Origin of the sequence: Magnetospirillum moscoviense (assembly GCF_001650635.1) — a bacterium.
Taxonomy (GTDB): Bacteria; Pseudomonadota; Alphaproteobacteria; order Rhodospirillales; family Magnetospirillaceae; genus Magnetospirillum; species Magnetospirillum moscoviense.
In genome coordinates this window covers 1-13,613 of record NZ_LWQU01000146.1, presented here as the reverse complement: position 1 = coordinate 13,613, position 13,613 = coordinate 1, and the positions used below count along the sequence as shown (strand labels likewise).

Annotated in this window: 14 protein-coding genes and 1 pseudogene; 4 read left to right on the top strand and 11 right to left on the bottom strand. The window is 67.5% G+C overall.

The features are described 5' to 3' along the window. Positions 1–4 precede the first annotated feature (4 nt). Positions 5–652 (top strand): LolA family protein, encoded by a 648-nt coding sequence (locus tag A6A05_RS12340; protein ID WP_068501393.1) that lies wholly within the window; start codon positions 5–7, stop codon positions 650–652. On the opposite strand, the gene A6A05_RS12335 is transcribed toward A6A05_RS12340, so the two are convergent. After that, a complete protein-coding gene (locus tag A6A05_RS12335) occupies positions 649–1,929 on the bottom strand; it encodes a tetratricopeptide repeat protein (RefSeq protein WP_068501390.1) in 1,281 nt (426 codons plus the stop codon). The two genes, A6A05_RS12340 and A6A05_RS12335, sit on opposite strands and share 4 nt — an antisense overlap. 283 nt (positions 1,930–2,212) lie before the next feature. Between A6A05_RS12335 and xth the strand changes: the two genes are divergently transcribed. Further along, a complete protein-coding gene (gene xth / locus A6A05_RS12330) occupies positions 2,213–3,001 on the top strand; it encodes an exodeoxyribonuclease III (RefSeq protein ID WP_068501388.1) in 789 nt (262 codons plus the stop codon). Here xth and A6A05_RS12325 read toward each other — a convergent pair. The 5 genes and pseudogenes from A6A05_RS12325 to A6A05_RS22200 all read right to left on the bottom strand — a co-directional run. Further along, positions 2,998–3,345 carry a hypothetical protein gene (locus A6A05_RS12325; protein ID WP_068501385.1) on the bottom strand — a complete coding sequence of 116 codons (348 nt, stop codon included), beginning with the start codon at positions 3,343–3,345 and terminating at the stop codon, positions 2,998–3,000. The two genes, xth and A6A05_RS12325, sit on opposite strands and share 4 nt — an antisense overlap. Positions 3,346–3,407: 62 nt before the next feature. Next, complete coding sequence (locus A6A05_RS12320) at positions 3,408–4,058, bottom strand: hypothetical protein (RefSeq protein WP_082910922.1); 651 nt, start codon at positions 4,056–4,058, stop codon at positions 3,408–3,410. Positions 4,059–4,114: 56 nt separating this feature from the next. Next, entirely contained in the window at positions 4,115–5,638 is a 1,524-nt protein-coding gene (locus A6A05_RS12315; RefSeq protein ID WP_068501377.1) for a YifB family Mg chelatase-like AAA ATPase, read from the bottom strand. After that, positions 5,635–6,120 carry a hypothetical protein gene (locus A6A05_RS20895; protein WP_156521040.1) on the bottom strand — a complete coding sequence of 162 codons (486 nt, stop codon included), beginning with the start codon at positions 6,118–6,120 and terminating at the stop codon, positions 5,635–5,637. The genes A6A05_RS12315 and A6A05_RS20895 overlap by 4 nt, the downstream gene beginning before the upstream one ends. Before the next feature lie 41 nt (positions 6,121–6,161). Beyond that, positions 6,162–6,335 (bottom strand): annotated as a pseudogene (locus A6A05_RS22200) (ATP-binding protein); the annotation flags it as partial. Between the two features lie 251 nt (positions 6,336–6,586). On the opposite strand from A6A05_RS22200, the gene A6A05_RS12305 reads away from it, so the two are divergent. After that, positions 6,587–8,095 carry a sensor histidine kinase gene (locus A6A05_RS12305; protein ID WP_068501371.1) on the top strand — a complete coding sequence of 503 codons (1,509 nt, stop codon included), beginning with the start codon at positions 6,587–6,589 and terminating at the stop codon, positions 8,093–8,095. An 83-nt stretch (positions 8,096–8,178) separates the two neighbouring features. Here A6A05_RS12305 and gshB read toward each other — a convergent pair whose 3' ends face one another. From gshB to rsmI, 5 genes are read right to left on the bottom strand one after another with little or no spacing between them, the layout of a single operon-like run. Then, positions 8,179–9,144, bottom strand: coding sequence for a glutathione synthase (gene gshB / locus A6A05_RS12300; RefSeq protein WP_068501368.1), 966 nt, complete (start codon positions 9,142–9,144; stop codon positions 8,179–8,181). Positions 9,145–9,168: 24 nt separating this feature from the next. Continuing rightward, entirely contained in the window at positions 9,169–9,870 is a 702-nt protein-coding gene (locus tag A6A05_RS12295) for a transglutaminase family protein (protein ID WP_068501365.1), read from the bottom strand. Positions 9,871–9,874: 4 nt separating this feature from the next. Continuing rightward, entirely contained in the window at positions 9,875–10,480 is a 606-nt protein-coding gene (locus A6A05_RS12290) for a BON domain-containing protein (RefSeq protein ID WP_068501361.1), read from the bottom strand. 58 nt (positions 10,481–10,538) lie between these two features. Beyond that, positions 10,539–10,907, bottom strand: coding sequence for a YraN family protein (locus tag A6A05_RS12285; protein ID WP_068501359.1), 369 nt, complete (start codon positions 10,905–10,907; stop codon positions 10,539–10,541). Continuing rightward, entirely contained in the window at positions 10,904–11,857 is a 954-nt protein-coding gene (gene rsmI / locus A6A05_RS12280) for a 16S rRNA (cytidine(1402)-2'-O)-methyltransferase (protein ID WP_082910923.1), read from the bottom strand. Before rsmI ends, A6A05_RS12285 begins: the two co-directional genes overlap by 4 nt. 128 nt (positions 11,858–11,985) lie before the next feature. Between rsmI and A6A05_RS12275 the strand changes: the two genes are divergently transcribed. Continuing rightward, positions 11,986–13,320, top strand: coding sequence for a penicillin-binding protein activator (locus A6A05_RS12275; protein WP_245644286.1), 1,335 nt, complete (start codon positions 11,986–11,988; stop codon positions 13,318–13,320). Positions 13,321–13,613 lie beyond the last annotated feature (293 nt).

Genomic DNA, 13,613 nt, shown 5'->3' with positions numbered 1-13,613 from the left:
ACCCTTGCCGCACCTCACCCGTCGCCGCCTTTTGGCCTTGCTGGCCACCACCATCCTGGCCGGCCCGGCCATGGCCGCCCCGCGCAAGGCCCTGTCGGCCCAGGACAAGGCCGATGTCGAGCGGGCCGAGGAATATCTGAATTCCTTCACCACGCTCAGGGCGCGCTTCCTGCAGACCGCCCCCAACGGCAGCCAGGCCGAAGGCACCGCTTATTTCTCGCGGCCCGGCCGCATGCGTCTGCAATACGATCCGCCGTCGCCGATGCTGGTGGTGGCCGACGGCACCTTCCTGATCGTCCACGACAAGGAACTGGATGCGCCCAGCTACATCCCGCTGGATTCCACCCCGGCCGGCATCCTGGTGCGCAAGAACGTCCATCTCGACGGCAAGGATGTCGCCGTCACCAAGGTCGGCCGGGCGCCGGGCATCTTGACGGTGTCGATGGTCCAGGCCGACGATCCCGGCCAGGGCGAGCTGACCCTGGTCTTCACCGAACGCCCATTCGCGCTGAAGCAATGGCGGGTGCTGGATCCGCAGGGCAACGTGACCCAGGTGTCGCTGTTCGACACCCAGACCGGGCTGTCCTTCGATCCGAAATTGTTCGAGTTCAAGGACCCCAACACTACCAAGCCGAAGCTGCGGGAAGGTTAAGTCCGCGCCAGCTTGCGCAAATCCTCGCCGACCCTGTCCAGCACCGGCCGCCAATCGCCGGTGGTCTCTTGGCGATACAGCCTGGCCGACGGATACCAGTCGGTTCGGGTGCCATGGCCCCAGCGCCAGTCGGCCCCCTTGTGCAGCAGCAGCCACACCGGTTTGCCCATGGCCCCGGCCAGATGGGCGGTGCCGGTATCGACGCTGATGACCAGATCCAGGGCGGCGATCAGGCCGGCGGTGTCGGTCCAATCCTTGATGCCGGGCGCCAGATCGGTGATGGCCGGATCGTTCGGCGCCTGGTCCAATTGTAGCGAATAAAGGCTTGTGCCGGGGATGGCGGCCAAGGGTTCCAGCAATTGCCGGCCGACATGGCGTTGGCCCGCATTGGCGAAGCTGGCCGAACCGGCCCACACCAATCCGACCTTGAGGCCGCCCCCCGTCAGAACCGCCGCCGGGGCGCTCAGATAAGGCACCGCACCCGGCCGGCAATCGGCGGCCGGCAATCGATGCGGAAGCGACATGATCGAGACGCGGTGAGTCGCCGCGCAGGCTGGCGCCGACAGCGGCAATAGCTGGGTGACGCCGGGCAGGCCGGCCAGCAATCCCACCAGCCTGTCATGAACGGCCAGGCGGACGATGGCGCCCCGCTCCGCCAGCTCAGGCACGAAGCGCAGCATCTGGATGGTGTCGCCCGCGCCTTGCTCGCCATAGACCAGCAGGTCCAGGCCGTTCAACTCGCCGCCGGTCCATTCGGGGATGTGCCAGCGATCCTCGCCCGCCTGGGGCCGGGCCAGCCGGGATTCCCACAATTCCCAACCCTTTTGCCATTCGCCGTCGCGCAACAGCAACTGGGCCAGTTCGAAGCGGGCCTCGACCCGGTCATCGACATGGCTCAGGGCCTGGCGGGCCTGGCTCCAGGCGCAGCGGTCGCGTTCGACCAGGCCCAGCGCCCACCACAAGGCCGGGTCGTCCCCCAGTTCCAGGGCCCGGCGCAGGGAATCGGCCGCCTGGTCCAGGCGACCCAGCCGGGCCAGGATCTGCCCCAGCTGGGCCGGGAAGGACGGCTCGGTCGGATGGTGGCGGCATCCCTCGGCCGCCTCGGCCGCCGCCTCCTCCAGACGGCCCAGCCGGCCCAGCGCCAGCACCCGGTTGAAGCGGGCCTGGGCATGGGCCGGCGCCGCCGCCAGGGTGGCGGCCCAGCGTTCGGCGGCCTCGGCCAGTTTGCCGCCGGCAGCCAGGCGAAGGCCCTCGATGAAGAAATCCTCGGCGTTCATGGCTCCATCCCATCATGGCGGTGGGGCCGGCCTGGCATGCGTTTCATGCAATGCTGCCATGCATTTCACCCGTTACCGGATTGGCCGCGACCTCCCCATCTCGTTTAACAGAGCGGCCCGGCTTTAGCAGCTGGGTCGCGTGGGGTAGGTCTCCCCTGCCGACCCCACGCTCCGCACGGAGCAGAACGGGCGCCCGGTTACCCCCCTGACCGGGCGCCCCCTGTTTCGGGGTCCGGCTTCATGGTAGGACCTGCGCTCCGATTCTGTTGCGGAGCATCCCGTCTTGCGCCTGGTCACCTGGAACATCAACTCGCTGCGCCTGCGCATGGGTCTTTTGGGCGAAATCGTCCAGACCCTTCGTCCCGACGTGATCTGCCTGCAAGAGATCAAGGTCGATGACCCACTGTTTCCGCTGGACGATTGCCGCGGCCTGGGCTTCGACCATGTGCTGTTCAAGGGCATGAAAAGCTATAACGGCGTGGCCATCTTGTCGAAATCGCCGGCCCAGCCGGTCGAGCTGCCCGATTGGTGCGGCAAGGGCGATTGTCGCCATATCGCGGCGCGCATCGACGGGATCGAGGTGCACAGTCTGTACGTGCCGGCCGGCGGCGATGTGCCCGATCCCGACACCAATCCCAAATTCGCCCACAAGCTGGCCTTCCTGGACGAGCTGACCGCCTGGCTGCCGACCCGCACCGGCGCCGCCGACCGGCTGGTCCTGGCCGGCGATTTCAACATCGCGCCGCTGGAAACCGACGTGTGGTCGCACAAGCAATTGCTGTCGGTGGTCAGCCATACCCCGGTCGAGGTCGAGAAACTGGGCCGGCTGCAGGATTCGCTGGGCTGGGTCGATGCGGTGCGCCATTTCATTCCACCCACCGAACGTCTTTACACCTGGTGGTCCTATCGCTCGCCCGATTGGCAGAAGAACGATCGCGGCCGCCGCCTGGACCATGTGTGGGTGACGCCGGCCTTGCAAGATGGGCTGCGCTCGGCGCTGGTGGCGCGCGAATGCCGGCACTGGACCCAGCCGTCCGATCACGTACCGGTGCTGGTGGAAATCGACACTTAGCCCTTACGCGGATCGGCGGGGCGCTCCCAGCAGGCGGGATAGCGGTCTTCCTGGTACTTGGCCATGGTGGTGGCGGTGATCACCGGCAGGGCGAACAGCACCAGGCCCAGCCATTTCGAGCGGCCGAACAGCGAGAACAGGCAGCCGGCAAGGGCCAGGCAGGTCATGCCCAGCCAGACCATGCCGATGGTGGCGAATTCGGTTTCCGAGCAATTGCCGACAGGCTGGCCGTCGATCATCTCGGTTTTCAGGCCGACATCGAGATGGGTGGCGATGAAGGCGAACAGCGCCAGCTCGATCGCCAATAACACCCGTGGAATCCAGATCCGTGCCGTGTCGCCCATGGCCGCCCCCTTGATGGAAGTGCCTTTTTATCCTGCTTTGGCGACGCTCGACCCGACTTTGGTCAAGCCACGTTCAGGCCGCGTTGGGTTTCCAGCAGGGCCTGACGGACCAGGGCGACCTGCTCGAGGGTGGCCGACGGGTGATCGACCAGCGGGCGGCCCATGATTTCCTGCCAATGGCGGGCACCGTCATGGGTGGAAAGCAGGCGGGCGATGCGGGTCAGCGCCGTGCCCAGGGTCTTCAAGGCGCGCTGGTCGGAATAGAAATGGTCCCAGGTCAGATTGTTGCCATGCACCACCAGAAGCGCCTGGATGACGGCGCGGCAGACCTTTTCCCAGGCGTCGCGCTCGGGCTCGAGGGCCTGTTCGATGAAGGTGAAGTAATTGGCCAGAAGCGGGCGCGGGAAGGGCGGCGGATTGCCGAACAGCAAATGCTCGAACGGGCGGACCATCAGCCGCTGGAACGGGTTCGAACGCGCCCCGACATTGCCCTTGGGCCGGCTGTGATCCTTGCGGCAACGTTCTTCCTGGGCCAGGAAGGCGGCATCCATCGACATGGTGCCGCGCCGCACCAGGCTCAGCATGCGCTCGAGGTCGGCGACCTCGACCCTGCCATCGATGGCGCGGTCGCGAATCAGCGCCTGCACCACGTCGATGACGGTGGCGGAAATGGCATGGCAGGCCCGGCTGCCCGAACAGGACGGCGCACTCATCCCCATACTGTGCGCAACCTGTGCGCAACGCGCAACCAGACTTTGGTCAGTGGGGTCTATGCCCGACCCGGCATGACCCGGCGATAGGACAGCGCCTCGGCGATATGCAGGCGACGCACGGTTTCCGACCCGTCCAGGTCGGCCAGGGTGCGGGCCACCCGCAGCACCCGGTGATAGCCGCGGGCCGACAACCGCATGCGCTCGGCCGCCTCGGTCAACAGGGCGCGGCCGGAGGCATCGGGGCCAGCGATCTGTTCCAGCACGGCGCCATCGGCCTGGGCGTTGGTAGAAAGCCCCTTGCCCGGCACCAGAGCCTCGAACCGCTCGGCCTGGACGGCGCGGGCGGCGGCGACCCGGGCGGCCACCTCGGCCGAGCCCTCGGCCGGCGGCGGCAGCGACAAATCGGCCGGATTGACCGCCGGGACCTCGACATGCAGGTCGATGCGGTCGAACAGCGGGCCGGAAATCTTCGACTGGTACTCGGCCCCGCAGCGGGGCGCCTTGGTGCAGGCCAGGGAGGCGTCGCCCAGATGGCCGCAGCGGCACGGATTCATCGCCGCCACCAGCTGGATGCGGGCGGGATAGGCAACGTGGGCATTGGCGCGGGCCACGGTGGCGCGCCCCGATTCCAGCGGCTGGCGCAGGGCTTCAAGCGCAGCGCGCTGGAATTCCGGCAGCTCGTCCAGGAACAGCACCCCGGCATGGGCCAGCGACACCTCGCCCGGCCGGGCCCGCTGGCCGCCGCCGACCAGGGCCGGAACGGAGGCGGAATGGTGGGGGTCGCGAAAAGGCCGCCGGCGCAGCAGCCGGCCCCCGGCCAATTGGCCGGCGACCGAGTGGATCTGGCTGACTTCCAGCGCTTCCGCCGCGCTCAGGGGCGGCAGCAGGCCGGGCAGACGGGCCGCCAGCATCGACTTGCCCGAGCCGGGCGGGCCGATCATCAGCAGGTTATGTCCTCCGGCCGCCGCCACCTCCAGCGCCCGTTTGGCGGTTTCCTGGCCCTTGACGTCCTTGAGATCGGGCAAGGGGGCGGCCTCGTCTTCCAGGCGCGGAACCGGCCGGCTGAGGACCTGGGTGCCCTTGAAATGGTTGATCAGGGCCAGCAGGCTGGCGGGCGCCAGAATTTCGACATCGCCGGCCCACGCCGCTTCCGGCCCCTGCGATCCCGGGCAGATCAGCCCCTTGCCGGCCCCCAGGGCGGTGATCGCCGCCGGCAGCACGCCGGACACCGGGGCCAGGCTGCCATCCAGCCCCAACTCGCCCAAGCTGACGAAGCCGGCCACCTCGTCGGGCGGCAGCACCCCCATGGCGCCCAGCAGCCCCAGGGCGATCGGCAGGTCGAAATGGCTGCCTTCCTTCAACAGGTCGGCGGGGGCCAGGTTGACGGTGATTCGTTTCGGCGGCAGTGCCAGACCCAGCGCGTTGAAGGCGGCGCGCACCCGCTCGCGGCTTTCGGCCACCGCCTTGTCGGGCAGGCCGACCAGGGTAAAGGCCGGCAGGCCGTTGGCGACCTGGACCTGGACGTCGATGTCGAGGCAGTCGATGCCGGAAAAGGCGACAGTGGGGGCGTGGGTGGTCATTGGGATGTTGGCCGTTGTTGGGTGCACGCTTTCATGACTGTAGAGACCGATTCAGCCATTCCTGGCGCGGTCAGGTCGTGTTGCAGCTTGCCATCAAGGTAGATCTTGAAGGCACGTCCCTTCGATAACGCGCGAACAAGGGCAGGCTGCTGATCAAGCGACACTGAAAAGATACCACCCCATTCATCCATGAGGTCTTCTTGGACGTCACCGGAAACTAGGAATCGTTCCTTATCGATAACCAGCTCAACGGAACAGCTTTTTCGCCCTCCACAAATGTCGATGACCAATGTTACTGCCGGTTCATTCTTCGAGCAGTAGAGAAACGTCTTACAGTACGATGTCGCATACCCCGGGTCGCCACCGCAGATATAGCCAGCCTTGAGCTCGGTCTCTTGGGCTACTTTCCATATCCCTCTTAATTCGCCGGCCTGGGCAGGCAAACTCAACGATAGGGCGAGGCTGACAAGCAATGACCTCATAATAAGCTCCTCAACCCCACGCAGAAGGCGGGTGTAATAGCTCCCAACATCAGCAGATTGTGGCCGCCAGCCGCCGCCACCTCCAGCGCCCGCTTGGCGGTTTCCTGGCCCTTGACGTCACGAAGGTCGGGCAAGGGTCCGCCGTCCTCCTCGAGGCGCGGAATCGGCCGGCTCAGGACCTGGGTGCCCTTGAAATGGTTGATCAGGGCCGGCAGGCCGCTGGCGATCTGCACCTCGACGTCGATGTCCAGGCACTCGGTGCCGGAGAAGGCGATTGTGGGGGCGTGGGTGGTCATCGGCTCCCGACCCAGGTTGCATGCATTGTTGTTTTCCCCCGAAACACGTGTCCGCGCAAGCGCCGCGCGGTGGCAATACCAATACCCGCCATATGGTTGTAGGTCTTCCACCCCTGGGTTATGCTGATTCCCGCTGGGGGGCACCGAACGCCATTGTGGGGCGAAAGCGCATGCGTGTACCCGGGATCAAGGTCGGGGTGGGAATGGTCGGCCTGTGGGCCGCCATCGCCGGCCTGTCGGCGTGGCATAATCTCGACATGCTAAACGATCAGGACCGCCAGGCGGCGCTGACGCGGGCGCGCATGGTGGTGACGGTGATCCAGACCACCCGACTGTGGACCGCCAAGCATGGCGGCGTCTACGTCCCGGCCACCGAGGCGACGCCGCCCAACCAGTGGCTGGTCGATCCCCAGCGCGATGTCGAGATCAACGGGCGGCCCTTCACCAAGATCAACCCGTCCTACATGACCCGTCAGGTCGCCGAGATGATCAATGCCGGCGAGCAACTCAGCCTGCGACTGACCAGCCGGCGGCCGATCCGGCCGGGCAATGCCCCCGATGACTGGGAAGACCGGGCATTGATCGAGTTTGAGGCCGGCCTGGCCGAGAAGCTGGAACTGGTGGCGGGCGGCACCGGCCCGTTCTATCGCTACATTTCGCGCATGCTGGTCGAGGAGCCGTGCCTGAAGTGCCACGCCGCCCAGGGCTATCAGGTGGGCGACGTGCGCGGCGGCCTGTCGGTCAGCATTCCGCTGGCCGAATTCACCGTGGTCAGCGACCCGATCCGCCGTCAGACCCTGCTGGTGCACGGGCTGGGCTTCGTGCTGCTGGCCGGGGCCAGCCTGATCTTCCTGGCCCGGCTCCAGCGAAGCTGGCTGCGCCTGGAAGCCGCCCGCGCCCTGCAGGAACGCATGGTCGCCGAGCGGACCACCGAATTGTCGGCGGCCAATGACGAGCTGGCCCGCTCGAATGCCGAGTTGGAACACTTCGCCTACATCGCCTCGCACGATCTGCAAGAGCCGTTGCGGATGATCGGGGCCTACGCCCAGCTGGTGGAAAAACGTTACGGCCCCGCCTTGGATCAGGACGGCCGTGAATTCCTCGGCTACCTGTCCGACGGCGCCGGCCGAATGAAGAACCTGATCGACGACCTGCTGGCCTATTCCCGGGTCGGCCGCGCCGAGGCGGCCCTTGCTGATGTGTCGCTTGAAGATTTGTTAGACAATGCGTTGATAAATTTGGACGCGTCCATCGCCGAGTCGGGCGCTACCGTGGTCCGCACAACCCCCTTGCCGCAGGTCCGGGGGGCCGCGCCCCTGCTCGTTCGCCTGCTGCAGAACCTGATTGGCAATGCCCTGAAATACCGAAGCCCCGATCTGCCGCCCCGCGTGGCGGTGACCGCCGGGCGGGCAGGACCAGAGTGGGTGGTGTCAGTCAGCGACAACGGCATCGGCGTTCCGGCCGATGCGCGAGAAAGAATTTTCCAGATTTTTCAAAGGCTTCACACCAAGTCCGCCTATCCTGGAACCGGCATCGGCCTGGCCATCGCCAAGAAAATCGTCGAACGCCATGGCGGGCGCATCTGGGTCGAGGAAGGACCGGCGGGAGGGTCGGTCTTTCGCTTCACCGTGCCGGCGGCGAGTCCGGATGTTGCATCAACGCAACAGGGTCGGCCATAAAACTTCAAACGCAGTTAGCAGAGAACTTCAAACGCAGTTTTCATCTGCGTATGAAGGCACAACCGGATAACCCATTGTTTTAATTAAGCTGATGGCACCGAGCCGGAGGCGGCGCGACGCAGCTCGATGGCATCCCAGATCTGTGCCTCGATGCGAACATCGTCGAACCGGTTGATTTCCTGGATGCCGGTGGGCGAGGTCACGTTGATCTCGGTCAGGAATCCGCCGATGACGTCGATGCCGACAAACACCAGGCCACGCGCCCGCAACGTCGGGCCGATGGCCTCACAGATCTCGCGGTCGCGCACGGTCAGATCCGCCTTCATCGCCCGGCCGCCGACATGCAGGTTCGAGCGGGCCTCGCCGGCCTGCGGCACCCGATTGACCGCCCCGGCCGGCTGGCCATCGACCAGAATGATGCGCTTGTCGCCGTCGCGCACCGCCGGCAGGTATTGCTGAACGATCACCGGCTCGCGGTACAGCTGGGTGAACAATTCCAGCAGGCTGCCCAGATTCTCGTCGTCGGGTTTGACGTGGAAGACCCCGGCACCGCCGTTGCCGAACAGCGGCTTCAAGACGATGTCCTTGTATTCCTTGCGAAATTCGACCACCTGCCGGGCATCGGCGGTGATCAGGGTCGGCGGCATCAGCTTGGGGAAGTGGGTGACCAACAGCTTTTCCGGGGCGTTACGCACATGAACCGGATCATTGACCACCAGGGTCGCCGGATGAATGTGCTCGAGCAGGTGGGTGGCGGTGATATAGGCCATGTCGAAGGGCGGGTCCTGGCGCATCAGCACCACGTCCATGGTGGCCAGATCAACCATCTGCGCCTCGCCCAAGGTGGCGTGGTTGCCCAGCTCGCGGCGCACTTCCAGCGGCCGCACCGAGGCCAGCACCCGGCCGTTCTTCAAGGCCAGGGCACTGGGCAGGTAATGGTACAGGGCATGGCCGCGCCGCTGGGCTTCAAGCGCCAGCACGAAGGTCGAATCGGCATTGATGTTGATGGTTTCGATGGGGTCCATCTGAATGGCGACGGCAAGGCTCATGGACGTGGCTCCCAGGGGGCGGGGTCAGGGCAGTCGGACGCGAATCTGGGCCAGCAACTGGCTGGCCCGGCCGCGCGCCTGACCATTGTCGGTGCGGATGACGAATTGTTCCAGGGCGGCGACGGCGCCGGCCAGGTCACCCAGCCTCAGGCGCATCAGGCCCGATTCCCGCCACAGCTTGGCCTGATCGGGATCGACGCGCAAGGCGCCTTCCACGGCAAGAAGGGCGCCGGCGACGTCGCCGGCCTTCAGCAGGCGCATCTTCCGCTGGCCTTGCAGGCGCACCAGCACCTGATCGTCGGTCAGCGCCGCCAATTGGCCGGGGCCGGGCAGGATGCCGCCAAATCCGGCGGCCAGCACCCGCAGCGCGGGCGGGTCCAGCTCGCGTCCTTGCTGGCAGGGGTCCAGGATCGCCCGCCGCTCGCCGGTCAGCCGCACCAGCATGCGGCCGGGAAGGTCGACCGCCTCGGCATCGATGGCTTGGCGGCGAAAATATTCCAGCCATAAAATGGCCAGGCAGATATCGCCGCCCTGGCCCCAATCCAGGGTGGCGGCCAGATTGGCGGCGGCCGGGCCGCCATCGTCGGCATGGATCAGGGGGTGCGGGTCGGCCGCCAGCCGTTCGGCCCACCGCCCGGGCAATCCGCCGGGTTGGGCCAGCACCAGCGCGCGCGCCGCCAATCCATCCAATCCGGCCAAGGCCCAGAAGGGATCGGCGGCAGCCATGGATTTACCCGCCGGCGGCGCGGGCGGCGCCCTTCATCCGGACATAGCTGACCACGCCCCTGACGTTGGAAATCTCGCGGGCATAGGCCATCACCCGCTGCAGCTCGCCTTCCGACTGGGCGATGCCCATCAGATAGACGGTGCCGTCGGTGACATCGACGGTGAAGTTGATGTTGCGGATCTGCTTGTCGAACAGCAGCTTGGCCTTCAATTCCTGCTGGATCCACACATCGCGGCCGTCATCGATCAGCGCGCTGCCGGCGGGGCGGACCAGCACCTCGTTATAGACCTCGCGCACGCCGGCCACCTGCCAGACCAGCCGGGCGGCGTCGTCGCGGTTGGCGTCGGTCGGCACCACCCCGGTCAGCAGCACCCGGCCCTCCGAGATGGTCAGGGTGACCTTGCGGAACATCTCGACATCGTGGCGGAACCACGCCTCGTTGATGGCGGCGCGGATCTTGGTGTCCTCCAGCGCGCCCTCGAGGCCGCGTTCCTCGGCGGCGGCGACGCCGGCGGTGGCTCCGGCGCCGACCACGGCACCGGCACAGCCGGCCAGCAGGCCGGCCGAGACCATCAGAAACAAGGCGGGGACAAGCTGAGAGGCGCGCATCGGGCGATCCTTACGGTGAATTGATCGGGTTCAGTCTACCGGTCGGCGGGCGCCAGGCTCAAGTCTCGAGGCGCCAGGCATCGGCGATATGGCGCGGCAGCCGCCCGGGTGCCATCAGTATGGCGTCGAAACGATAGGTCAGGTCGTTTAATTCGGGATGTTCGGCCAGAAAGATCTCGGCGCCGCGGGCGATGCGCCGTGTCTGGGCCGGGGTGATGGCGAGCGCCGCCAGATCGGCGTCAGAGCGGGCCTTGACCTCGACGAAGGCGATCACGCCACCCCGCCGGGCGACGATGTCGATCTCGCCGCCGCCGCTGCCCCGTCCGGCCCGGTAGCGCCGGGCCAGAATGGAATAGCCCTTCAGGCGCAGCCACCAGGCCGCCCGATCCTCGGCCTGGGTGCCGCGCCGATGGTTGGTCGGGCTCACTCCTCGCCCATGGTGAACAGGCGCAGCGCCCGGGCATAGACGTCGCGGCGGGGAAAGCCGGTCTCGGCCGCCACCAGGGCGGCGGCGTCCTTGACGGTGGCGCCGTCGGCGACGGCCTTGCGCAGGCGGTCGTCCAATTCGTCGGCGCTGGCCGGGCGGGCGTCGTCGGGGGGGGCCACCACCACCACCACCTCGCCCTTGGGGGCGGTGTCGGCATAGCGGTTGGCCAGGGCGAACAGGTCGCCACGCGCCACTTCCTCGTGCAGCTTGGTCAGCTCGCGCGCCACCGCCGCCTCGCGGGAACCCAGCACCGCGGCCATGTCGGCCAGCGAGGCGCCCAGCCGGTTGGGCGATTCGTAGAACATCAAGGTGGCCGGCACGGCGGCCAGCTCGCGCAGCACCTGGCGCCGGGCGGTGGCCTTGGCCGGCAGGAAGCCGCCGAACAGGAAGCGGTCGTTGGGCAGACCCGACAGCTGCAGCGCGGTGATCACCGCCGAGGCGCCGGGCAGGGCGGTGACGGCGATATCCTCGGCGACGCAGGCGCGGACCAGGCGATAGCCGGGGTCGGACACCAGCGGCGTGCCGGCATCGGACACCAGGGCCACCACCTTGCCTTCCTTCAGCTGGGAAATCAGGTGCGGGCGGGCGCGTTCGGCATTGTGCTCGTGATAGGGGGTCAGCGGCCGGTCCAGGCCCAGCTTGGTCATCAGCCCGCCGGTGACACGGGTGTCCTCGCAGGCGACCAGATCGGCGGCGGCCAGCACCTCGACGGCGCGATAGGTGATGTCGCCCATGTTGCCGATGGGGGTGGCGATCAGGTACAGGCCGGGCGCCGGTTTACTTCCCGCCCTGGCCGGTCTACCTTCACGCGGATTCTTGATGTTTGTCCCACGGGAGGGTCGCTGTGCGGCGGGTTCCGTTCCGGTGGCGCCTGGTCGCTGCCTTGCCATTGCTCTCGGCTTTTCTGGTAAGCGGGTGTCAACAGGCAGACTTACCACCTTGGCTGACGGGAACCAAGCCCGCTCCGCAGGTCGAGGCGCCGCGCGTCCCGCTTCCGGCGGCCCGGCCCCAGGTCAAGGTGCCGGCCCCGCCGCCGCCGGCCCCGCCGGTTCCGCCCGGCCGGGTCACTGCCGTGCCGCCGCCGCCCTCGGTTACGGTCGAGCCGCTGCCGGCACCGGGCGGCAAGGCCGACCCGCTGTTTTCGCAGCAGCCGGTTCCCGCCCCGGCGCCCACCGATCCGGCCATCGCGGCGCTGCCGCCCGCCGCGCCGCCGCTGCCGCCGCAATTTCCGCCGTCCGTTTCCCGTCAGCTGGACAAGGACGAAGTCCGCGCCGCCCTTCTGGTGCCGCTGTCGGGCAGCTATGCCCCCTGGGGCCAGGCCTTGTCCAACGCCGCCCAGTTGGCTTTGTTCGAGGTGGCCGACGCCAAGCTGAACCTGATCCCGCTCGACACCCGCGGCACCCCCGAGGGTGCGGCCGAGGCTGCCCGCCAGGCCCTGACCCAAGGGGCCGACATCATCCTGGGGCCGCTCTTCTCGCCCGAGGTCAAGGCCGCCGGGCCGATCGCCCGCGAGCAGCGTGTGCCGATGATCGCCTTCACCACCGATCGATCTGCCGCCGGCCAAGGGGTCTATGCCCTGGGCTTCTTGCCGGATTCCCAGGTGTCCCGGGTGATCGGCCACGCCCGGACCCAGGGCAAGGAACGCTTCGCCCTGCTGGCGCGGTCCGACGAATATGGCCGCTCGGTCGCCGAATCCTTCCGGGCTGCCGTGGCGGCGCAAGGCGGCAAGGTCGCCAAGGTCGAGTTCTACGATCCGTCGGCCGCCGATCTGACGGCGGTGGTCAAGCGCTTCACCGAGGTCGAATCGCGCACCCGGGGCCGGCCCAAGGATGCCCGCGCCGCCAAGGACCTGCCGCCGGTGCCGCCGCCGCCCTTCGACGCGGTGATGATTCCCGACGACGGCACCCGGCTGCGCCAGGTCGCCTCGCTGATCAGCTATTACGAGGTCGACCCCGCCGACGTCCGTTTCCTCGGCACCATGTTGTGGGACGACCCGCGCCTGGCCTCCGAGCCGGCCTTGCAGGGCGGCTGGTTCGCCGCCCCCCCGGTCGCCGCCCACCAGGATTTCGAGGCCCGCTATGGCCGCGCCTTCGGGCCGCTGCCGGCGCGGGTCGGCAATCTGGCCTCGATCGCCTATGACGCCACCGCCCTGGTCGGAGCGTTAACGCGGCAGAATCTGGATTTCTCGGACGCGACGCTGACCAATGCCGGCGGTTTCGCCGGGATCGACGGATTGTTCCGCCTGCGACCCGACGGCACCAACGAGCGGGGCCTGGCGGTGCGCGAGGTGGCGCGGGGCGGCGCCAAGGAAATCGGGCCGGCCCCCACCAGCTTCTTCATGCCGGGGCAGTAGGGTCTGTCTGAGTTTGGTGGAATCGGATTTTTCTCTCGTCACCCTCGGGCTTGACCCGAGGGTCCATGCTGCCGAAGGCGGCTTCGAACCATGCTGCCGAAGGCGGCTTCGAACCATGCTGCCGAAGGCGGCTTCGAACCATGGATGGCCGGGTCAAGCCCGGCCATGACGGATGGGGGGAACGGCCTCGGATCAGGAGCGTTTTCTCGACCCTGCTCTCATGTTCGCTGTCAATAGTTTCGCGCAGGCGGCTTCGTCCTGGCTTGGCCCAGGCGCTGGATTTCAGAGATGCC

Bases quoted from the DNA above. Each gene is read 5' to 3' on its own strand.
- A6A05_RS12335 (WP_068501390.1), bottom strand. From the start codon at position 1,929: ATGAACGCCGAGGATTTCTTCATCGAGGGCCTTCGCCTGGCTGCCGGC.
- A6A05_RS12325 (WP_068501385.1), bottom strand. From the start codon at position 3,345: ATGGGCGACACGGCACGGATCTGGATTCCACGGGTGTTATTGGCGATC.
- A6A05_RS12320 (WP_082910922.1), bottom strand. From the start codon at position 4,058: ATGAGTGCGCCGTCCTGTTCGGGCAGCCGGGCCTGCCATGCCATTTCC.
- A6A05_RS12315 (WP_068501377.1), bottom strand. From the start codon at position 5,638: ATGACCACCCACGCCCCCACTGTCGCCTTTTCCGGCATCGACTGCCTC.
- A6A05_RS20895 (WP_156521040.1), bottom strand. From the start codon at position 6,120: ATGAGGTCATTGCTTGTCAGCCTCGCCCTATCGTTGAGTTTGCCTGCC.
- A6A05_RS12305 (WP_068501371.1), top strand. From the start codon at position 6,587: ATGCGTGTACCCGGGATCAAGGTCGGGGTGGGAATGGTCGGCCTGTGG.
- gshB (WP_068501368.1), bottom strand. From the start codon at position 9,144: ATGAGCCTTGCCGTCGCCATTCAGATGGACCCCATCGAAACCATCAAC.
- A6A05_RS12295 (WP_068501365.1), bottom strand. From the start codon at position 9,870: ATGGCTGCCGCCGATCCCTTCTGGGCCTTGGCCGGATTGGATGGATTG.
- A6A05_RS12290 (WP_068501361.1), bottom strand. From the start codon at position 10,480: ATGCGCGCCTCTCAGCTTGTCCCCGCCTTGTTTCTGATGGTCTCGGCC.
- rsmI (WP_082910923.1), bottom strand. From the start codon at position 11,857: ATGGCAAGGCAGCGACCAGGCGCCACCGGAACGGAACCCGCCGCACAG.